The 20,596-nt window shown below is 67.3% G+C and carries 14 protein-coding genes; 5 read left to right on the forward strand and 9 right to left on the reverse strand.

Annotation, left to right across the window (positions count from 1 at the left end):
• Nucleotides 1-19 precede the first annotated feature (19 nt).
• The 8 genes from AC1MBE_RS11995 to AC1MBE_RS12030 form a co-directional block, all read right to left on the reverse strand.
• Nucleotides 20-871, reverse strand: a complete 852-nt coding sequence (locus AC1MBE_RS11995; RefSeq protein ID WP_479778520.1) for a DNA-formamidopyrimidine glycosylase family protein — start codon at nt 869-871, stop codon at nt 20-22.
• A complete protein-coding gene (locus tag AC1MBE_RS12000) occupies nt 864-5,993 on the reverse strand; it encodes an Lhr family helicase (protein ID WP_479778522.1) in 5,130 nt (1,709 codons plus the stop codon). Before AC1MBE_RS12000 ends, AC1MBE_RS11995 begins: the two co-directional genes overlap by 8 nt.
• A 112-nt stretch (nt 5,994-6,105) precedes the next feature.
• Nucleotides 6,106-6,756: a DUF4232 domain-containing protein gene (locus tag AC1MBE_RS12005; RefSeq protein WP_479778524.1), complete on the reverse strand. Its 651-nt coding sequence runs from the start codon at nt 6,754-6,756 to the stop codon at nt 6,106-6,108.
• Between the two features lie 132 nt (nt 6,757-6,888).
• On the reverse strand, nt 6,889-7,599 hold the full coding sequence (locus tag AC1MBE_RS12010) for a YcnI family copper-binding membrane protein (protein WP_479782589.1): 711 nt from the start codon (nt 7,597-7,599) through the stop codon (nt 6,889-6,891).
• A gap of 210 nt (nt 7,600-7,809) precedes the next feature.
• Nucleotides 7,810-8,439 (reverse strand): hypothetical protein, encoded by a 630-nt coding sequence (locus AC1MBE_RS12015; RefSeq protein ID WP_479778525.1) that lies wholly within the window; start codon nt 8,437-8,439, stop codon nt 7,810-7,812.
• A gap of 132 nt (nt 8,440-8,571) precedes the next feature.
• Nucleotides 8,572-10,056 (reverse strand): amidase, encoded by a 1,485-nt coding sequence (locus AC1MBE_RS12020; RefSeq protein WP_479778527.1) that lies wholly within the window; start codon nt 10,054-10,056, stop codon nt 8,572-8,574.
• A 94-nt stretch (nt 10,057-10,150) separates the two neighbouring features.
• Nucleotides 10,151-12,574: a phosphoenolpyruvate synthase gene (gene ppsA / locus AC1MBE_RS12025; protein WP_479778528.1), complete on the reverse strand. Its 2,424-nt coding sequence runs from the start codon at nt 12,572-12,574 to the stop codon at nt 10,151-10,153.
• A gap of 145 nt (nt 12,575-12,719) precedes the next feature.
• Nucleotides 12,720-13,538: a pyruvate, water dikinase regulatory protein gene (locus AC1MBE_RS12030; protein ID WP_479778530.1), complete on the reverse strand. Its 819-nt coding sequence runs from the start codon at nt 13,536-13,538 to the stop codon at nt 12,720-12,722.
• Between the two features lie 115 nt (nt 13,539-13,653).
• Between AC1MBE_RS12030 and AC1MBE_RS12035 the strand changes: the two genes are divergently transcribed.
• From AC1MBE_RS12035 to AC1MBE_RS12045, 3 genes are all read left to right on the forward strand, one after another.
• Nucleotides 13,654-13,857, forward strand: a complete 204-nt coding sequence (locus AC1MBE_RS12035) for a hypothetical protein (protein ID WP_479778532.1) — start codon at nt 13,654-13,656, stop codon at nt 13,855-13,857.
• 474 nt (nt 13,858-14,331) lie between these two features.
• Nucleotides 14,332-15,906 carry an Abi family protein gene (locus AC1MBE_RS12040; RefSeq protein ID WP_479778534.1) on the forward strand — a complete coding sequence of 525 codons (1,575 nt, stop codon included), beginning with the start codon at nt 14,332-14,334 and terminating at the stop codon, nt 15,904-15,906.
• Between the two features lie 205 nt (nt 15,907-16,111).
• The gene (locus tag AC1MBE_RS12045; RefSeq protein ID WP_479778536.1) at nt 16,112-16,834 is read left to right on the forward strand and encodes a hypothetical protein; all 723 of its coding nucleotides are present in this window, start codon (nt 16,112-16,114) and stop codon (nt 16,832-16,834) included.
• A gap of 185 nt (nt 16,835-17,019) precedes the next feature.
• On the opposite strand, the gene AC1MBE_RS12050 is transcribed toward AC1MBE_RS12045, so the two are convergent.
• Nucleotides 17,020-18,153, reverse strand: coding sequence for a tyrosine-type recombinase/integrase (locus AC1MBE_RS12050; protein ID WP_479778538.1), 1,134 nt, complete (start codon nt 18,151-18,153; stop codon nt 17,020-17,022).
• Between the two features lie 280 nt (nt 18,154-18,433).
• On the opposite strand from AC1MBE_RS12050, the gene AC1MBE_RS12055 reads away from it, so the two are divergent.
• Entirely contained in the window at nt 18,434-18,661 is a 228-nt protein-coding gene (locus tag AC1MBE_RS12055) for a helix-turn-helix transcriptional regulator (RefSeq protein ID WP_479778540.1), read from the forward strand.
• A 354-nt stretch (nt 18,662-19,015) separates the two neighbouring features.
• Entirely contained in the window at nt 19,016-20,440 is a 1,425-nt protein-coding gene (locus tag AC1MBE_RS12060) for a Rep family protein (protein WP_479778542.1), read from the forward strand.
• Nucleotides 20,441-20,596: the final 156 nt, after the last annotated feature.

Raw genomic sequence — 20,596 nt, forward strand, 5'->3', positions numbered from 1 at the left:
TGACTCGTCGCAGCCAGCGTCACGCTTTGTCCTGCGAAGCGCCTGGCAACGGCTGGCAGGTGGGGCAGTAGTAGATGTCCCGTTCCTCGGCGCCGGAGGCCTTGGCCAGCACCCCGCGCCGGATCGGCGTGCCGCACTTGAGGCACGGCTGGTGCTCGCGCCGGTACACCCAGTAGCCCGGCCGCCCCGCCGTCCGGCCGACCGGGACGCCGCGGGCGTTCAGCACCGTGACCCGCCGGCCCGGACCAAGGTTGGCCGTGAGCAGGACTTTCGCGTCGGTGATCATCGCCGCCAGGTCCGGCACTGTGGAGACCGGCGACGCCGGGTGGATGCCGGACAGGAAGCACGCCTCGCAGCGGTAGATGTTGCCGATGCCGGCCAGGTTGCGCTGGTCCAAGAGCGCGACGCCGACAGGCACCTCGGGCGCCGACAGCAGGCGCCGTTCGGCTTCCGCCATGTCCCAGTCCGGGCCGAGCAGATCCGGCCCGAGATGGCCCACCACGCTGGCCTCCTCGGCCGTCGGGATGACCTCCAACAGCCCCAGCGAGAACCCGACGGCGTCCGCCGTCGCCGTCCGGAGCACACAGCGGGCGGTGAAGCCGGGCTTGCGCCAGCGCCCGCCCGGGGGATAGATCTGCCAGGTCCCCTCCATCTTCAAGTGCGAGTGGATGGTGAGCCGGTCCTTCGGGGCCGGGCCCGCCACACGCATCAGCAGGTGCTTGCCGCGGGGGATGACTTCCTCCACCGTCCAGCCGCCCAGCTTCAATGTGGCAAAGCGGGGCACCCGGAAGTCGGAGGCCAGCAACTCCTTGCCGGCCAGCGCGGCGTGCAGCTGCGCCGCGGCGCGGAAAACGGAATCGCCCTCAGGCACGGATCCTCAGTCCCTTCGGCGTGGAGTAGGCGCCGGCCTGGGCCAGGGCGGCGGCGACGGGGGTGTCCAGGATGCCGTGGCCGTTGACCTTTTCCATGATGAGCTTGTCCACGGCGCCCCGGGTCACCACTCCCACGAGCGCAGCGCCGGCGGCGGCGAGGACGTCGGCGTCGGTGCTGAACGTGAGCAGGGTCTTGCCGCCGCGTTCGACGTAGAGGACCAGGGCGCCGTCGACCAGGACCACCAGGGCGCCCGCCTTCCGGCCGGGGCGGTGGCCGGTGCCGGCCTCGACATCCAGGGCCGGCCACGGCAGCGCGGCGCCGTAGGGGTTGGCCGGGTCTGTGGCGGCCAGGGCCAGGGCGACCGGCTCGGCCTTGTTCAGCTGGGCGTCCTCGACGTAGGACCGCAGCCGGTCCACCGTGGCCGGCACCGCGAACTGGGCGGCGCCGAGGTGCTCGATGAAGTAGCCGCGGCGGCAGCGTCCGGCTTCCTCGAGCCGGGCCAGCACCTTGTACATCAGGCCGAAGCCGCCCAGGATGTTCTCCGCCATCACGGACCCGCGGGTGACCACGCCGTACCGGTCGAGCAGGAGTTCCGCGGTGGCCCGGGCGTGGATGGTGGGATCGAGTTCGGGCGCGGGCAGCGCGGACCAGCGTCCCGCGGCCAGCGGCGGCGTGGGGGCGGCGCCGCTGACGGAGCCGTACCGGCCGCCGGTGAGGCCGGGCGAGCCGAGCAGCCCGGTCCCGTGGGCGCGTCCCAGCCGGCTGAGCCGCGGCGCCCGGGCCCGCGGGGCACGCCCCACCTGCCGGTGCGCGGTGTGGCCGCCGGCGATCAGGGCCCGGACCGGGGCGAACGTGTCGCCGGTGATCCGGCCCGCCCAGGCCAGGTCCCAGAGCGCGGAGACAACGTCCTGGTCGCTGAGCACCGTGTCCATCCCGCCGGCGATGTCGGTCAGCTGCCGGAAGAAGTACCCGCCGCCGTTGTTCTGCAGATGCTCCAGGAGCCGCTGCTGGGCGTCTCCGGGTTCGAAGTCCAGGGCCGGGTTCAGAGTCAGTTCGGCCGAATCAGCCAGGTGCAGGCTCACCCAGCCGTCGTTGCCGGGAAGCGAGCCGGCTCCGGACCAGAGGACCTCGCCGGCGGCCATCAGTTCGTCGAGCATGGCCGGCTGGTAATTGGAGACGCGGCTGGCCAGGACCAGCGGTTCCCAGGCGGACGCCGGAATCGGCACGCCGGAGAGCTGGTCGATGGCGGTGACGATGCCGTCCAGCCCGCGCAGCGCCGACTGGCCCCGGCCGCCGGGTGTGCGCACGTGCTGCCAGGCCGGGAGGAACCTCCCGTACGCGGCGTTGTCCACCGGCTCCACTTCGGCGCGCAGCGCGGCCAGTGAGCGGCGGCGCAGCTTGCGGAGCACCTCGGCGTCGCACCATTCGCTGGCCGCCAGAGGTTGGACGACCGGAGGAACGACGGCGGCGGCATCCTCGACGGCGGTGGCCTCGCCGGCCGCGTCGGCGGGCTCACCGCCGGGTCCACCGGCGGTGCCTTCGACTGGTTCCGGCGCCGCGGGATGGGGCCGGAACTCGCCCTCGACGGCGCGGCCGTCCGCGGCCAGCCGCTTGAGTGCGGTGCCGACGACGGCGACGCCGAGTCCCAGACGGGCGGCGGCCTCGGCGGCGGTAAAGGGCCCGTGGGTCCTGGCGTAGCGCGAGACCAGGTCGCCCAGCGGGTCTGCGACGGGTTCGATGAAGGCCAGCGGCACACCCATCGGCAGCGGGACACCGAGGGCATCCCGCAACCGGGCGGCGTCCTCGACGGCGGCGAACCGTTCGACGCCGCCGATGTTGACCTTGATCGCGCGGTTGGCGCGCTGCAGCGCGGCCAGGTGCGCGGCGGCCTCGCCGGGATCGGCGCCCCGGACCGCGGCAGGCTCCGGCTGCGCCGCGGCCTCGCCGTCGGCCGTCTCTGCTTCCCCGGACTCCGCTGTCTCCGGACCCGGCGCGGAAGCCGCCTCATCCGGCCGCACCTCCGGCAGCACGTCCGGCGTCACCTCGGGCTGGACCTGCGCCTCCAGCCGGGCCGCGACTTCGGCGGGGGTGAGCGGACCCAGCAGCCGGAGCAGGTCGGCCACGCCTTCCAGGCCGCGCATCCTGCGGTCCGGTGCGAGGCGCTGCAGCTCCAGCTCGGTGGCCTCGATGACCTTCGGGTCGAGCAGCTCGCGCAGCTCCACCCGGCCCAGCAGTTCGTTGAGCAGGGTCGAATCCAGGGCCAGCGCGGCAGCCCGCCGCTCGGCCAGCGGCGAATCGCCCTCATAAAGGAACTGCGCCACGTAGCCGAACAGCAGGGACTTGGCGAACGGCGAGGGCTGCTGCGTGGTGGTCTGCAGGATCCGCAGTTCGCGCCGCTCAATGGAGGCGGCAATGTCCTTCAACGCCGGCAGGTCGTAGACGTCCTGCAGGCATTCACGCACGGTTTCGAGCACGATCGGGAAGGTCGGGTACTTCCGGGCGACGTCCAGCAGCTGGGCGGAGCGCTGCCGCTGCTGCCAGAGCGGCTGGCGTTTCCCGGGGGTCTGCCGGGGCAGTAGCAGGGCCCGGGCGGCGCATTCCCGGAAGCGGGAGGCGAACAGCGCGCTGCCGCCGACCTCCGCGGTGACAATCTGTTCGAGCTCCTCGGGCTCGAACAGGAACAGTTCGGCCCCGGGCGGCTCGTCCTCCATCATCGGCACCCGCAGCACGATCCCGTCGTCGGCGGCCATCGCGGAGCCGTCCATCCCGTACCGCTGGTGCAGCCGCTGGCCCACGGCCAGGGCCCAGGGTGCGTGCACCGGCATGCCGAAGGGGCTGTGCAGCACCACGCGCCAGTCGCCGAGTTCGTCGTGGAACCGCTCCACCACCAGGGTGGTGTCGCTCGGGACCACTTCGGTGGCGAGCTTCTGTTCGGCGAGGTACTGGATCAGGTTGTTGGCGGCGAAGTCGTCCAGGCCGCTGGCCTTGCAGCGCTCGGTGGCCGGCCCGACGTCGGACGCCGAGAGTTCGCGCACAAAGGCGCCGAGGGCGCGGCCCAGGTCCACCGGCCGGCCGAGGGAGTCGCCCTTCCAGAACGGGAGCTTGCCGGGCTGGCCGAAGGCGGGGGAGACCAGGACACGGTCGTGCGTGATGTCCTCGATCTTCCAACTGGTCGCACCGAGGGCAAAGACGTCGCCGACGCGGGATTCGTAGACCATCTCCTCGTCCAGTTCACCGACGCGTCGGCCGCCCTTGGCCGGGGAGGCCTGGCCAGGGGCCTTGCCGTCACCCGGGCCGCCGGAGCCGCCGGGGGAGCCGGTGCCCTCGACCTCGGTGCCGATGATGTAGACGCCGAACAGCCCGCGGTCCGGGATGGTGCCGCCGGAGGTGACGGCCAGCCGCTGCGCGCCGGGGCGGCCCTCGATGGTGCCGGCGTTGCGGTCCCAGACGATCCGGGGCCGCAGCTCGGCGAATTCGTCCGACGGGTAGCGGCCGGCCAGCAGGTCCAGGGTCGCCTCGAAGGCGGAGCGGGGGAGCGAGGCGAAGGGGGCGGAGCGGCGGACGGTGGCGAACCATTCCTCCACGTCGATCGCCCCGAGCGCGGTCGCTGCGACGGTCTGCTGGGCCAGGATGTCCAGCGGGTTGGCAGGGACATAGAGCCGCTCAATTTTGCCGTCCAGCATGCGTTCCACGGTGATGGCCGTGTGGACCAGGTCCGCCCGGTGCTTCGGGAAAAGGACGCCCTGGGAGATTTCGCCGACCTGGTGTCCGGCGCGGCCCACCCGCTGCAGCCCGCTGGCCACGGACGGCGGCGACTCGACCTGGACAACGAGGTCCACGGCGCCCATGTCGATGCCGAGTTCCAGCGAGGAGGTGGCCACGACGCAGCGCAGCCGCCCGGACTTCAGGTCGTCTTCGATCAGGGCGCGCTGGTCCTTGGAGACGGAGCCGTGGTGTGCCCTGGCCAGGACCGGGTCGGCGCCCGCGGTGCTGCCGGCCTGGGCCATCATGTGCGCGGGCGTGGCGGTGGTCGCGGGCAGCGCGCCGCCCGCGTCCGGTGCCGCGGCGGCGTCGTCCCAGCCTCCGCCGGCGGCGATCAGTTGGCGCTCCGCGTAGATCTCGTTGAGCCGGGCGGTGAGCCGCTCCGCGAGCCGGCGGGAGTTGGCGAACACGATGGTGGACTGGTTCGCCAGCACCAGGTCCACGATTTTCTCTTCCACATGCGGCCAGATGGACGCGTGCGGCTGCAGCCCGGACGCCGGACCCGAATCGAACGCCCCGGCGGCGCCCTGCAGATCGGACATGTCCTCCACCGGAACGGAGACGGTCAGGTCCCAGGTCTTTTTGGATGGGGGCGCCACGATCTCCACGGGGGCGGACCCCGCCAGGAACTGCGCCACGAGTTCCTTCGGTTCCACCGTGGCGGAGAGCCCGATCCGCTGCGCCGGCTTCGGCAGCAGCGCGTCAAGGCGTTCCAGCGAGACGGCCAGGTGCGCGCCGCGCTTGGTGCCGGCGACGGCGTGCACCTCATCCACGATGATGGTGTCCACCTCGTCCAGGGTCTCCCGCGCCTTGGAGGTGAGCATCAGGAAGAGGGATTCGGGGGTGGTGATCAGGATGTCCGGCGGGTGGCTGAGCAGCGAGCGGCGGTCCGCCGCCGTCGTGTCCCCGGAGCGGACGCCCACCGTGATCAGCGGCGCGGGCAGACCAAGGCGTTTGGCGGTCTGGGTGATGCCGATCAGCGGAGCGCGGAGGTTGCGTTCGACGTCGACGCCCAGCGCCTTGAGCGGGGAGATGTACAGCACCCGGGTTTTCCGCTTCGGAGCCTTCTTCCGGCCCGTCTTGGCGGCCGTGGCATCCAGCCCGGGCAGTTCCTCGGGGGCCGCCGGCGCCGAGACCAGAAGCCGGTCCAGCGCCCAGAGGAAGGCGGCGAGGGTCTTGCCGGAGCCGGTGGGGGCCACCACCAGGGCATGCGCGCCAGAGGAAATGGCGTTCCAGGCGCCGTTCTGCGCCGGGGTGGGCGCAGAAAAGGCGCCCAGGAACCACTCCCGGGTCGGCCGGCTGAACCGGTCCATGGCCTCGGCCGCGAGTGTGCCGCCGGCGAGCTCCTGCCCCTTCATTCCTCCATCATGCCCTATGGCGCAGACAGTCTTTGCCGGGGTTTTTGCCGGGGCGATGTGGCGGGACGAGCGGGTGCTGCCCCAGCACGCGGGCGGTGCCCGGAGGCGACGGCTATGCCGCCGTGAACGCCCCGATGGTCAGGAGATTGATGGCGGACTCGCGGCACGCGTCCTTGGGGGCGGCGATGAACAAGGATGCGGTGTCTTCCGGCGGGTAGATGCGGAAGCCCGCGGCCGGGGTGCGGGTGCAGTCGGGGTAGTTGCCCGCCTGGGTGTAGCGAAGCGTGGCTTTTCCGGACTGTCCCGGGGCGAGCAGCACGTTGGCCGCCGGCGTGGAATCGTCGCGCTTCGCCGCGGCACCGAGGGGTCCGCCGCTGGCGCCGGCGGTGAGGGACACCCCGGCGAAGCCCTTGAGCAGGCACGGCTCTGCGCCGGAGTTCTTGAAGATCAGCTGCATGTAGACGCTGCCGGCCGCGCCGCCACCCCTGGCGTCCAGGGAAGCCGTGAGGTTTGCGGCCTTGCACAGGGCCGGTCCGGCCGCGGCGGTGGTCGAGGCAGGTGCGGACGATGCGCTCGGGGAGACGGACGCCGTCGCAGCCGGGGTCGCCGGGCTGGACTCGCTGGCCGGGGTCGAGGCGGACGACGACGGCGACGCGGCGCCGGTGGCCCCCTGGGGCTGGCTCTGCGTGGGGCCGCAGCCGCTGAGCAGCAGGGCAGCCGCGGCGGCAGCCGTCACGGAAGTGATTACCAGTCTGTTTTTCATCTGCAGAGGCCTCATGGCACAACTGTGATGTTCCACAGTTGCCTGAGTCAACGACGCCACGACGAAGGGCGCGGATTGATGCCCGGATTGTGATTTCCGGGCACCAATCCGCTGGCGCTGCCCGACGGCGGTTTACTCCTTGGGTGCGCGGGCCGCCAGCACCCGGGCGGGGGCGGGCTTCCGGCTCCGGAGCAGCGCGAGTCCGCCCAGGACCAGCCCGCCGACGCCGGCCACAAGGCCCGCCCAGCTCCTGGCCTGGCCGCCGTCGTCGGCCACGGCAGCCGCCGGATCCATTGCCGCGGGGGTGTCCGCGGTCCCGGCCGCGTGCGCGCCGTGCCCGTCGGAAGCGTCGGAGGCCGCCACGGCGTCCGTGACCGTGACCGACGGCGCGGGGCTCTGGAGCGACTCCTCGTCCTGGCCGTCCTTCGGGATCTCGGACCAGTCGGTCTGTCCTTGTTCGCAGGTCTGCAGGGTCGGGAAGTACAGGGTTTTCCCTGCCGTGTCCGGCAGTTTCACCGAGAGCACCAGGACGTCCCGGAGCTCCGGGCTGAGCGGCGCCTTTGCGGTGTAGACGATCCGGCTGGTGCGCTTCGTGATCGCGGAGCCGTCGGCCAGCTTCTTCGGTTCAGCAAGCTTCTCGGTGACCTTGGCCGCCGTCCAATTGGGGTTCACGGTGGGCTGCGCATCGTTGAGCTCGGGCGGCAGTGTGATGGTCATTTTGGTGGTGCCGGCATGCTCGCAGCCATGCGGGATGGCGAAGCTCAGCAGGGAGTAGGAGTTGGCGGCGGTGTTGTCCGGGGTGGCATCGACGTGGGCCGAGGCGCCGCTGATGCCGGCGAGCATCAGGGCTGAGGTGGCTCCGGTGACGGCGGTCCCGGAGAGGACGCGGCGGAGGGCGGATGGGTACTGTGGAACGGTCAAAACAGGTGCCTTTCAGGCGTGCGCGCGGCACGTCAGGCGGCGCGCAGAAACGGGGCGGCGCGGCGGTGCTGCCCGGGGTGCCGGGGGCACGGAGGCTTTGCGGGGCAGGAACGGCCGCAGCCGGAAGGAATGTCAGGAAAAGACGACGACGGCGGGCGGCCCGCGGCGGCAATCAGGCCGGAGGTTGCGCCACGGCAGCGGGACGGCGCCGACGGATCGGGGCGGCAGGACGCGCGCTCCGGCGTGCCGCGGCAGGAACGGAGCCGGGAGCTCGATGAGCGGGCGGAGCCAGGCCGCCAGCGACCACAGCGCGTCCTCGCCCTTGGACAGCAGCAGGGCGCACGCGAGCGTTGCCAGGGCATGGCCGGCGAGCATCGACCAGGCCAGCGCGGAATCCAGCTGGTGGAGCGGGAGGTGGTCCGTCGGGAGCGGAAGGAAGGCCGCGCCGCCGTGGTGTGACCGCCCGGCCGGTCCTCCTCCGCCGGTCACGGCTGCGGCAGCGGGCGGGCTGAGGGCGGAGAACGCCTCATGCAGGACTACCTGGCCGGCGCCCAGCAGGGCGGACATGGCGGGAAAATTCACTTCCAGCCGGGTGGCGGTGGTGGTGACCAGGCCGGTGAGGGCCAGGAAGGCGAACAGGATGCCGGGGGCGGGAAGCTGGCCCCCGGCGACAACGTGCGCAGCCGCGGCGAGGGTCACGACGGTCGTGGCGACCATGGCCGAACGTACCGCGTGGAAGGGTGCCCTGGCGGCGGTGCGCACGAAACACTCCCTTCACCAGCGGCGGCCACGGTTGCTCCCGCAGGGACCTTGCACGCCGCGGGTTGCCCCTCGATTCTAGCGCCGAGTTCTACGCGGCTGCGAAAAACGGGAGGCCTCCCCGGACGCGTTGTCCTAGAGGGCAGGTGCCTTCCGTCCCTGCAAGGTTGCTTCGGCAGCGGCGGCGAGTGCCACAAGGGCCCGTTCGCCGTAGGGCACCGCCATCAACTCGAGGCCCACGGGCAATCCATCAGCGGTTTGTCCGGCCGGGATGGTGATTGCCGGGAAGAGGAGCTGGGATGCGATGACCGTGTTGGTCGGGTAGGTCAGGCAGGTCCAGCGGTCAGCGAAGATGTCTTCGCGCGTGGGTGCCGGAAGCTTGGCGTCCGGGAAGGCGAGGGCGTCGAGCCGGTTCTGCGCCATGATGCCGATCACCTGCCGCTGGAACGCGGTCTGTGCCAGCAGGCGTTCCACATAGTGGGGGTCATCGGTGGGCTGTTCCGGTCCGGCCACGATCGCCTCGAGCAGGTCGAGCTTCTCGTGGTACTGCTTTGTTTCGATCAGGAACCGCATGGAGGGGATTCCGGCATCGGGGCGGGCGCCGACGAATTCATTCATATCCGCCTGCGACCGTGTGGTGTAAAGCGACGTGAAGCCCACCTGATCGTCGAGGTTGTCAATCGTGATGTCGATGAGCTCAGCGCCTGCGTCGCGCAGTGCCGCCAGCGCCAGCTCAATGGTCTTGTTGACCTTGACCCCGTCCGGGTCGGAGTCATCGCCGAACGCCTGGCGGAGGACCCCGACCCGTTTGCCGGTCAGGGTCGCGTCCTGAAGCGCGCTGAGGTACGGCTCCTCCCGGCCGGCGATGACGGCGGCCGCGGTGTAGTCGTCGGCTGCGTCGTAGCCGACCATGACATCAAGGAGCCGGACGGCGTCTTCCACCGTCCGGGTCATCGGCCCGGAGGTGTCCTGGGGCTTCACCAGGGAGGACATGCCGGCGCGGCTGATCAGCCCGGGAGTGACGCGGAGCCCGACGAGGCCACAGAAAGAGGCGGGCAGGCGGATCGAGCCGCCGGTGTCCTCTCCGACTCCTGCGAGGGAGAGGTTCGCCGCCACGGCGGCGGCGGTTCCGCTGGAGGATCCGCCGGGGTCGCGGGCAAGGTCGTACGGGTTCTTGGTCACCCCGCTGCGGGAGGACGTCGAGAACCAGGACGTCGCGAAGTCGGGCAGCGTGGTCTTACCGAGGATGATGGCGCCGGCGTCACGGAGTCTTGCAACTGCGGTCGCATCCTGCGTTGGCTGGTAGTCACCGGAGGCGATGCTGCCGAATGTCGTGGGCAGGCCGGCGGTCTCTATCTGATCCTTGACGACGATCGGTACGCCGTGCAGCGGCCCTGCGAGCCGGCCCGTTACGGCCAGCTCCCGGTCGAGCCGGCGTGCCTCTTCCAACGCGCTCTGGGAGACGGAAATCAACGAATTGAGTTCCGGCCCGGACCGGTCAAGGTCCTGGATGCGGTCCAGGTACGCGCTGACGAGGTCCTCGGCGGTGAATTCACCGCCGAGGAAGGCCTCGTGCGCCTGGGCGATGGTCAGTTCTTCGATGGATCGTTCAATGGCCATGGGTTCACTGTGCCTCAAGCAATGTCCACGAGGGAAGAGGCCCAGCTGTGCGCCGGACGCGCCGCTCCCACCCAGGGGGAGCGGCGCTTGTGGCCTAGTTGCCGGCGGCGCTTGCGGCGCTGACACCTGCGGCTGCCGACGCTTCTGCCGCCCCGGCGAGCCGGATCCAGGTGTCCACCACGGTGTCGGGGTTCAGCGAGACGGAGTCGATGCCCTCCTCGACCAGCCACTCGGCGAAGTCCGGGTGGTCGCTCGGCCCCTGGCCGCAGATGCCCACGTACTTGCCGCGCGCCTTGCACGCCTTGATGGCCATGCTCAGGAGCTTCTTGACGGCAAGGTTGCGCTCATCGAAGCTGCCGGCAACGATGGCCGAATCCCGGTCCAGGCCCAGCGTCAGCTGGGTCATGTCGTTGGAGCCGATGGAGAAGCCGTCGAAGTAGTCCAGGAACTCGTCCGCGAGCAGCGCGTTGGACGGAATTTCGCACATCATGATGACCTCGAGGCCGTTTTCGCCGCGGCGCAGGCCGTTTTCGGCGAGCAGGTCGATGACGCCGCTGGCTTCGTCCAGGGTGCGCACAAACGGGATCATCAGCTTGACGTTGGTCAGGCCCATCTCGTTGCGGACAAAGGACAGCGCCTCGCACTCCAGGTCGAAGCAATCCCGGAAGGACGGCTCCAGGTACCGGGAGGCGCCGCGGAAGCCGATCATCGGGTTTTCTTCGTGCGGTTCGTAGGCCGGACCGCCGAGCAGGTTGGCGTACTCGTTGGACTTGAAGTCGGACATCCGCACAATCACCGGTTCGGGGGCGAACGCGGCGGCGATGGTGGCCACCCCTTCGGCCAGGCGTTTGATGTAGTAGTCGCGCGGGCTGTCGTAGGCGGCGATGTGCTCCCGGATTTCCGCGAGCACGTCCGCGGGCTGATCGTCCATGTTCAGCAGCGCCTTGGGGTGGATGCCGATCTGCCGGTTGATGATGAATTCCAGCCGGGCCAGGCCCACGCCGTGGTTGGGGAGCTGCGCGAAGGTGAAGGCCTGCTCGGGGGTGCCGACGTTCATCATGACCTTCACCGGGGCCTCGGGCAGCTGGGTGATTTCCGTTTCCTCGACGCTGAAGTCCAGCAGCCCTTCGTAGATCAGGCCGGTCTCGCCGTCGGCGCAGGAGACGGTCACGTCGAGTCCGTCGGAGAGGGTGTCGGTGGCGTCACCGGTGCCGACGACGGCGGGAATCCCCAGTTCCCGGGCGATGATGGCCGCGTGGCAGGTGCGCCCGCCGCGGTTGGTCACGATCGCGGAGGCGCGCTTCATGATCGGCTCCCAGTCCGGGTCCGTCATGTCCGCGACCAGGACGTCGCCGGTCTTGAAGGCGGCCATCTGGTCGATCGCGGTGAGGATCCGGACGCTGCCGGCGCCGATCCGCTGGCCGATGGCGCGGCCCTCCACCAGGACCCGGCCGGAGGCGTTTAGGCGGAAACGGCTCAGGCTGCCGGACGTCCGGCGGGACTGCACGGTTTCCGGGCGTGCCTGCAGGATGTACAGGCCGCCGTCGACCCCGTCCTTGCCCCATTCGATGTCCATCGGGCGTCCGTAGTGGTTTTCGATCGCGACGGCGTGCCGGGCGAGCTGCTCGACGTCGTCGTCGGTGAGGCTGAAGCGGTTCCGCAGGGACGCCTCCACCGGAACGAAATCGATGGTGTGGCCGATTTCGCGGTTGTCCGTGTATGTCATCTGGAGCGCTTTTTCGCCCAGTCCGCGCTTGAGGATGGCCGGGCGGCCCGCCGCGAGGGCGGGTTTGTAGACATAGAACTCGTCCGGGTTGACGGCGCCCTGGACCACGGCCTCGCCGAGGCCGTAGGAGGAGGTGACGAAGACGGCGTCCTTGAACCCGGATTCGGTGTCCATGGTGAACATGACGCCGGAAGCGCCGACGTCGGAGCGGACCATGCGCTGGACGCCCGCGGAGAGGGCCACCTCGGCGTGCTCGAATTTGTGGTGCACGCGGTAGGCGATGGCCCGGTCGTTGTAGAGGGACGCGAAGACGTCCTTGATGGCGGCCAGGATGTTCTCGATGCCGCGGACGTTCAGGAAGGTTTCCTGCTGCCCGGCGAAGGAGGCATCGGGGAGATCCTCCGCCGTCGCGCTGGAGCGGACGGCCCAGGACAGCTCCTCGGAGCCGCCGTGCTTGTCCACCAACTTCTGGTAGGAGTCGCGGATCTGCGCCTCGAAGTCCGGCAGGAAGGGCGTCTCGCACATCAGGGCGCGGATTTCCTGCCCCGCCGCGGCCAGGGCCGTCACGTCGTCGGTATCTAGCCCGACCAGCCGGTCGGCGATCTTCTGGTCCAGGCCGGAGTCGGCCAAAAAGCGGCGGTAGGCGTCCGCGGTGGTGGCGAAGCCGTCAGGAACCTGGACGCCGGCAGAGGTGAGGTTCTGCACCATCTCGCCGAGGGAGGCGTTTTTGCCGCCCACCCGGTCCAGGTCCTTGAGCCCGAGTTCTGAGAACCACAGGATGTCCGTCGTCATGGTTGCTGCTCCTTTGCAGGTGATGCCGTAATGCCGCCAGTGTGGGGCGGCCGCCGTTTGATGGGCGCAAGTCCTGTCCACAGTGACAGGTCGGCGCCGGTGATTCCACACGATGTGGCCCACGCAACACTTGTGAAGCCTGGCCTCAGTGCTTGAGGTTCATCTTCTGGAGGATGGTGGCGGCCATTTCCTCCACGGAGACGCTGGCCGAATTGAGGTAGGGGATCCCGTGGGACACGTACAGCCGCTCGGCGCTGCGCAGCTCGAACCCGCACTGCCGCAGCGAGGCGTAGGGCGAGCCGCGGCGGCGTTCGGTGCGGACCTGGCTCAGGCGCAGGGGGTTGGTGGTGAGGCCGAAACACTTGGACACGAACGGCCGCAGCGGCTTGGGGAGCCCCTCGCGTTCAAAGTCCTCGTCCACCAGCGGGAAGTTCGCGGCGAAAATGCCGTGCTGCAGCGCCAGGTACATGGTGGTGGGTGTTTTGCCGCAGCGGGACGGGGCCACCAGGATCACCTGGGCCTTCTCCAGCGCGCGCAGGCTTTGGCCGTCGTCGTGCTCCATGGCGTATTCGACGGCGGCCATCCGGGACTGGTAGCGGGCGGCGTTGCCCAGGCCGTGGGCCCGGCCCGGTTCCCCGCTGGCCTGGGTTCCCAAGGCCTGCTCCAGTTGCCCGACGTGGCTCCCGATCAGATCCACGAGGATGCCCTTGCAGGTGCCCAGCGTCTGCCGGATGTCGCTGCCGACCGCGGTGGAGAAGACGATGGGCTGCTGGCCGGTGGCCGCGAGGTTGTCGATGACCCGGACGACGGCGCGCGCCTGGTCAACGGTGGTGATAAAGGGGACCGTGATGCGGTCATATTCGTTCGCCGGGAACTGCGTCAGCAGGGTGTTGCCGAGCGTTTCCGCGGTGATGCCCGTGCTGTCCGAAAGGAAGTAGACCGGGCGGGGAGCGTCATTGGTCATGAACGCATTGTGCACCAGAGGGGGCAGCGCAGTCTTCCATGACGCAGCCGGCATACGCCCGGAGCCCGCCGGGGTGGGGGAGTAGGCTGTGACCCACATCGCCGAAGGAGGCCGGATGAGCTACAAATATCGGACCGTCAGGGTCCGCGGCACGGACCTGGTCGGCACCATTGCGCGCAGGCACGGGGGCGCGCCCGAAATATACGAGACCTCGAAGGACCCGAGTACTTCTGTAGTTCCGGTGTACTTTCCGGAAACCGGCGAAATCCGCTTCTTCGACCGGTCGGTGCTGGAGGACGTAGTGAACCCGGCCGGCTAAGAACGGCGCTGGGGGCTGTTCCGAGGGCGCACTGGCCAGTATGGGCAAAATGTCGGCACCCTTAAATCTCGGCAAAGCGAAGGCCCCTGCTTCCCTCCTAAACAGAGGGAAGCAGGGGCCTCGCTACGTGGCGGTGACGGTGGGATTTGAACCCATTTCGCAGGCCGGTCAGTGGGTGGCGGAATCGTCACAACCCTGGTATTTGCGGGGTTTCTAGCCCGTCTGCTCACATCTGCGAACAGCATGCCACAGGCCTTCCTGCACCAAAATGCACCACGGCAGGCTCATCGCTCAGGGTCGGTTGGATGAGCCTTTCGATGGTCCTGTGTGTGGATTTATCTCTGGGACGAACGTCTTTGACCACTCCAGGCCGCGCATGTATGCTCGAACCAACACGACAGGCTCGCTTCTCTCAATGAGACGCGGGTCTGTTCTCTTTATACGCCGATTCCGGGAACGCAGGATGATGAGCACGTGACTACTCGGGACAGCACCTACGCCAAACCGTTCCTGACTGTCCCGGAGCAGCTCCGCCGGCTGCGCGGAAGGGGTATGGACTGCGGCCCAAGCGACGCCTGCGCCTCCGCCGTTCTAGAGCGCCATGGCTACTACCGGCTGTCGGGCTACTGGCATCTCTACCGCGACCGCCCCGCGCCTCCGGAGGCCCAGTTCGACGCCGACGGTCGCGAGATCCGCCTAGACTCGTTCGTGCCCGGGACCAGTCTCGTGCACGTGCGTTCCCTGTACGAGTTCGACCACGAGCTCCGTGTGCGTCTGGGAGACGCGTTGAGCACGATCGAGACAGCGCTCCGGTTCCGCGTCGGCCACCGCATCGGCAGGGTCGACGCGTTCGCGCATCGGGACCCAGAAGCACTGGAGGAGATGCGCGAGCTGGAGGCTCCCCGGATCACCCGAGCGTGGAACGCACTCCTTGGGCGAACAGCGCGCACATCGAACGTACCGACATCCGCCTACGATAGCTGGCTCGAGGAGTACGACCGGCACGAGAAACGGGCACGAGGCGACTTCGTCGCGCACTTCCGTGAGAAGTATGGTCCGCACCTGCCGATCTGGGTGGCGACGGAGGTCATGTCTTTCGGTGTCTTGAGCAACCTCTACAACCTACTGCGCCAGGCCGACCAGGAGATCCTAGCCGCGCGGTTCCAGGTCAGCACCGCCAACGGCCATGGGGACCGGGGAGCACTGGCCAACTGGCTCAACAGCCTAAGGAACGTGCGGAACATCTGCGCGCACTACGGCCGATTATGGAATCGCACGTTCGATGTGCTTATTCAGGCGCCGGGGCAGGCGCAAAAGGACGCAGGCAGTCCTCTGTCCCCGCTCGTCGATGAGGGCGTTAAGAACAGGCTCTACGGCGTGTTGCTCATCATGCGCCACCTCCTCCTGAGCATCGCCCCGGACCGGGCCGACATGGTCGACCTCGTCGAACTTATTGAGGCCCGGTCTACGACGATCGGGTTCGACATGAGCCAGCTGGGATTCCCAGACAACTGGAGGACCAGTCCGATTTGGGATCGGAGCTTCGTGCTCGACAGCTTGCCCATGCTGGCTGCAAACCTGCTCGACCGCGCCGACAGTCGCACCGCCGTCGAGACACGTGCTTTGCTCACCGCTGCAGAGGCGGACAAGACGGCCCAACCCCAGACGCCGGAGCAGGCGGAGCGGGAGAAGAAGAGGGCCCGCCACAAGCTGCTCAAGGACTATCTCCGCTACCGGGTGGTCATCGAGATCGAGCTCGGCGCGACGAAGCACTATCCTGCCTTCCAGTTCCGCGACGGGAAGATTATTGACGCCCTCGCAGAGACCAACCGGAAACTCGCCTTGGCATGCGGCCAGTCGAATCCTGCAAGGATCGCCGCCGCGCTCCTCGACTGGTGGCAGACGCCGAATCCCGGTTTGCCTCGGGCCGACGACGGCTCCGAGCGATCGCCGCTCGACCTGCTGTACGTGGTGACCGAGCAGGAGTTCGAAGCGTCAGTAGACGAGGCCGATGCTATGAGCAGCTACGTCGTCCCGGAGGCGCAGTGACTATAGGTCTAACTTCAGCCTTGGCTGCAGGACGCCCGTATTAGCGAGGGCACCTTAGGATTTGGGATCAACGTATGCACTCCTGGCTGGGGGCACTGCCCCTGCCCACACGCTGACCCGATTCCTCGCCTACTGACGAGCGTTCAAGAGGACACCTACCTGAGTCATGACGAGCCGACGGATGGAACCTTGCTACAGTCCAGAAATGACGACTGACCTCTCCGCAGCAGCCGAACGTCTCACGGAAGTATGCCGTTCTATCTTTCGGGATGAGTCGCGGTGGATAACGGCTGAGGGCTATCCGGACAGCCTGGCACTCTCGATCATCGATTCCATCTACTCCACAGGCTCGAAGTATCAGGCTGTCATCAACGTGGTAAATGAATACCGGGCTTACAGAACATCCCAGGGCGGTGATGCCGACCGAGACGGTACCAGCGAGCTGATCCAGACTTTCAAGGAGGCTGGAGGCAGCGCCGGATGGGCAGAACTAGTCAACAACAGGAAACCGGCGCACACCAAGAAGAATGCTCCATTGAAGGCTGAAGTCATTCGGCGCGCTGCTGAGGTTCTACAGCATGATCTCGGGGTGACCACACAGGATGAACTGCGTACGGCTTACACAAATAAAGAGATTCGAAAGAAGTTAAAGAATTCCTGGCTATGTCTGCCCAGTCAACGGTCAGGAGTGACTTATAACTATCTCCTTATTCTTGCCGGCTTTCAGTCTGTGAAGCCTGATCGAATGGTTATCCGCTTCGTCGCGAAGCACGCCGGGCTCGAGGCGAAGAAGCTGACGCCCATGGAGACCGCCGATCTGATCCAGCGGGTTGCCGAACTTTACCCGACCCAGCCAAGGCGCTTGGATCACGTGATCTGGCGCCATGTTTCCGGACGGGCCACGTTCAAGGCAGACGAGTTGGGATAACAACTCCTATCTGCTGACCCCGAAGATTGATTTCTTTCTACAACGCCATAAGTGTCCGGTGGAGGCGCCCCCCTGCGGGCCGCGCCCGGTGGCGAATAATGCCGCCGAAAGTCACAGCTCAAAAGGGGTTGGGTTGGACTCGGTCGAGGCGGCACGACCGTTGATGTTTAGGGCCGCGCGGCCGGTTACCGCTGACTTTCTTCATCGGGAGCGTCCAACATCTGCTTGTCTCGTACCTGCTCCGCCCTTTGACGGCTGAGCGCACCAACGACGTTGTCAAGGTCGTCGGGAAACAGGGCCGCGTAGGTATCCAGCGTCACCTTGGCAGATTTATGGCCGAGCATCCTCTGGATGACTTTTACGTTGGCTCCAGCGCTGATGGCGAGCGACGCAGCTGTGTGCCGCAAGTCGTGGGGCGTGACTCGCCGGAATGTTTCATCCGCAGACTGGGCGCGCCTCACAGCCGCGGCGTACCAGCCCGAATCATTGCCAGGCCGAAGGAAACCGCCGCTTTCGGAACTCCAAAGTCGGTCTTCCTGGCCTTTGCCTGCGCATGCGGCCGCAATTGCATCGTCGAGGAAATCCGGGTAGGCGATAGTGCGTCGCTCGTGGTTTTTGACCCTGCCCAGGACGTGCTTGCCGCTGACGTCGGCGACGGCTTCGCGGATGTTTACCCTTCGCTTCGTCAAGGCCACGTTCCGGACTTTCAGTGCCGTGGCTTCACCCCACCGAAGTCCCGTGTAGGCGAGGAACAGCACGAGGTCAGGGTGTTTGGACTCCTGCGCCAGGGACTCGACCTGGGCATGGGTAAGAAATACCTCATCCGGGATTGGTTTCTTCTTGATTACTAAACCGCGAGCCGGGTTTTTCGCGATCCTGTTGTCTTCGACGGCGTGGTCGAGGATGCCGGCTATGAGATCCCGAGCTCTTGCAACCGTCGTGTGAGAACGCCTCTCGCCAAGTTCGTTCAGCCATCCCTGCAGTTCGCGCTTGGTCAGGGCCCCGACAGCGTGATTTCCCCACTTCGGTTTCACATGAGTGCGCCAGGCGCTTTCGACGGAGTGGAAACTGGCGGGACTTATCTTGTGCTCGTGCTGTTCGAGCCAAGGAACTCCTAGCTCCGAGACGGTAGCCTTCGCGTCGGCGCGGTTTACATATGCACCCTTTAGTTTCGACACTTCCACGGTTGCGAGGTGGGCTTCGGCATCGCGCTTGAGCTTGAACCCTCGGTCGTGCCCCCGGGTGCCGTCCGGTTTGGTGTACCAGACCTCGTACAGCCGGCCGCGTGTTTTGGTCTGGTATGCCTTGACGGTGCCCATATGCTCGTTTCCCCTCGGGCGGATCGATTTTTTTGGGTGTCACATTTTGTGAGCAGTTGTGAGGCTACCGTGCTATTCTCGTCGCAGACAACGCAAGAGGTTGGCGTCAGCCGGATTCACCCCCCGGTTTCCCCCTCGATCAAGGCGGCCGGAGTGGTGACTGATCCGGCCACGGCACTAAGCGAACTACCGCTCGGAGCTGAAAGAAGTCCATGTCGTGAGGAAATACCGCCCTCACGAACGGGAGTAGAGCGGTCGCTCCTCCCATAGGACACCTCTAATGTCGTCACCTTCAATTGGCATCACCACACCCCTGCTCGAATCCCTCATCCATCCGGACGTTCTGGCTGAGCGCTTGGGCACCAAGCGCCGGACCGTGGATGAGTGGCGCATCACTGGCAAGGGACCCGCCTTTATCCGGATCGGCCGCAGCGTCCGTTATGCGCCGGAGTCCGTTGACGCCTGGCTTCTGAGCCAGCAGCGCACCAGCACCTCGGAAGAACGCTGAGCGCCGTGATGATCACAATCCGCTCCGGCCGGAGTCTCCCCAGTTCACGCACCCGAAAACTCCCCTCCACCCTCCTGCCGCCCGTTTGGCAGGGACTGGCCTATCGCGCGGTCACCCAGCTGCCCGCAGATACGACAGTCCTTAAGAGTCCGGGGAACCCCATTCGTTCCAACGGGTGCGGCAAGGGCTTGTCGATTGCCGCACCATGCTACGAAATGCCTGGTATCTCAGGCTTTCTGGTCTCGGTGCCCCGCGTGAATCCGCGGGGTCCTTTGGGGGCTCATTTGGGGTTCAATAGGGGTTCATTTAGCGGCACCCTTCCTATTGACGGCAAGGTCGCCCAAGCTCCTGGCGGTGATCGCCGTGGCTAGAGAAGAGAACAACCCCACCAGCATTGCCATAACGCAGTACCTCGAGCCGGCGTACTGGACGTGGGCGATAAACGATGCGAACGGCGCCGCGCTGCTCCAGCAGGGCGCAGGGGCCATTCTCGGGTACGTCGTGCAGCGGCTCGAGGCAGACGGCCGCGAGGTGGTGGAGGCCTGCGGGATCATCCACGACAAGGACTTGCGAGAAGTCTGGAGCGACGTGCAGAAGGCGCTCGTGGTCGAACTGAAGCCCAATCACATTCACGGAGTAATTAAGTTCGTCAGCCGAGCTAAGAGCGCGCCGATACCTCGGCTCGCCGACGTCATCGGGATCGAACCGCAGTACGTCGAGAAGCCGGGGGCCGGGCGGTACGCCTACGACAACATGCTCTCGTACCTTACGCACGCGAAGTACCCCGAAAAGTACCAGTACGCGCCCTCGGAGGTCGTGACGGTGCGCGGTCCCGATTACCTGGGCGTCGACGCAGAGCGGCGCGGGGCGTGGCTGAAGGGGCGCGCCCACGTGAAGAAGAAGCGCGTGGCCGAGGACTTCGAAGATATGCGAGAGCGGGTGCTGCAGGGCGAAATCACCCGGGATCAGATCATGCTCACGGATGATCTTTTTGATATCTATTCTCGCCACACACGGGAGGTCGAGGAGGCTTTGTCAGCGTATGGCCAGCGCCGCGCATACCGTGCGGCGGCGAAGCTGCGAGCCGGCGAGTTCTCGACGCAGGTCGTGTTCGTCTACGGCGTGGCCGGAGTTGGCAAGACCCGGTTCGCCAGCGAGTTCATCTCGGCTGCCATCGCCGCTGCCGAGGCACACGGGGAGCGGTGGCAGATCTACCGGGCAGCAACCTCGAACCCTCTGGACGATTGGCGCGGCGAAGAGGTCCTGCTTTTGGACGATCTGCGGGCCTCAGCGATGGACGCCAACGACTGGTTGCTCCTTCTCGATCCGTACAACGCATCCCCGGCGAAGGCGCGGTACAAGAACAAGGGCGAGGTTGCCCCGAGGCTGATCGTGATCACCGCGACCATCGAGCCGGTGGAGTTCTTCTTCTACGCCCGCCAGAAGGGCAGCGTTGACGAGGCTTTGGACCAGTTCATCCGCCGCCTGGCCTCAGTCGTGAAGGTATTCCGCGAGGACGACATCCTGCGCTATCTCGTGCATCGAATCGGGAAGGTCGAGCCCTACGAGTGGCACAAATGCACGCTGGAGGCCGGCCAACATGACGGGGGCGTCCAGGGGAACATCTATCACCGGAATGCGCCGTACGCGGCGCTGACGTACGGACCCGAATCCTCTGCGGAACATGCCGTGGAAGATGCCGTTGATGCGCTGCTGGGCGGCCTCGCTGAGCACAGCCGGGACGTACCGCTGGCGCTGGTAGCCGGGGTCGCGGCATGAGCGCCTCCTACGGTCAGCACCAGGCGATCTGTGAGGGCTCCAGTGGAGCGCTCACAGGTCGGCGGATCGAGGTGCACAGCGCCGAGGTTGCTCCGCGCAGCGGCCCCCGGAGGGCCCCGGGAACCTTGCAGCGAAGCGTAAAGGTGTATGGGGCTA

It is taken from the genome of Arthrobacter sp. BG5 (assembly GCF_056680155.1).

Coding starts and splice junctions, on each gene's coding strand:
- AC1MBE_RS12000 (WP_479778522.1), bottom strand. CDS start 5,993: ATGAAGGGGCAGGAGCTCGCCGGCGGCACACTCGCGGCCGAGGCCATG.
- AC1MBE_RS12005 (WP_479778524.1), bottom strand. CDS start 6,756: ATGAAAAACAGACTGGTAATCACTTCCGTGACGGCTGCCGCCGCGGCT.
- AC1MBE_RS12010 (WP_479782589.1), bottom strand. CDS start 7,599: ATGCTCGCCGGCATCAGCGGCGCCTCGGCCCACGTCGATGCCACCCCG.
- AC1MBE_RS12020 (WP_479778527.1), bottom strand. CDS start 10,056: ATGGCCATTGAACGATCCATCGAAGAACTGACCATCGCCCAGGCGCAC.
- ppsA (WP_479778528.1), bottom strand. CDS start 12,574: ATGACGACGGACATCCTGTGGTTCTCAGAACTCGGGCTCAAGGACCTG.
- AC1MBE_RS12030 (WP_479778530.1), bottom strand. CDS start 13,538: ATGACCAATGACGCTCCCCGCCCGGTCTACTTCCTTTCGGACAGCACG.
- AC1MBE_RS12035 (WP_479778532.1), top strand. CDS start 13,654: ATGAGCTACAAATATCGGACCGTCAGGGTCCGCGGCACGGACCTGGTC.
- AC1MBE_RS12045 (WP_479778536.1), top strand. CDS start 16,112: ATGACGACTGACCTCTCCGCAGCAGCCGAACGTCTCACGGAAGTATGC.
- AC1MBE_RS12050 (WP_479778538.1), bottom strand. CDS start 18,153: ATGGGCACCGTCAAGGCATACCAGACCAAAACACGCGGCCGGCTGTAC.
- AC1MBE_RS12055 (WP_479778540.1), top strand. CDS start 18,434: ATGTCGTCACCTTCAATTGGCATCACCACACCCCTGCTCGAATCCCTC.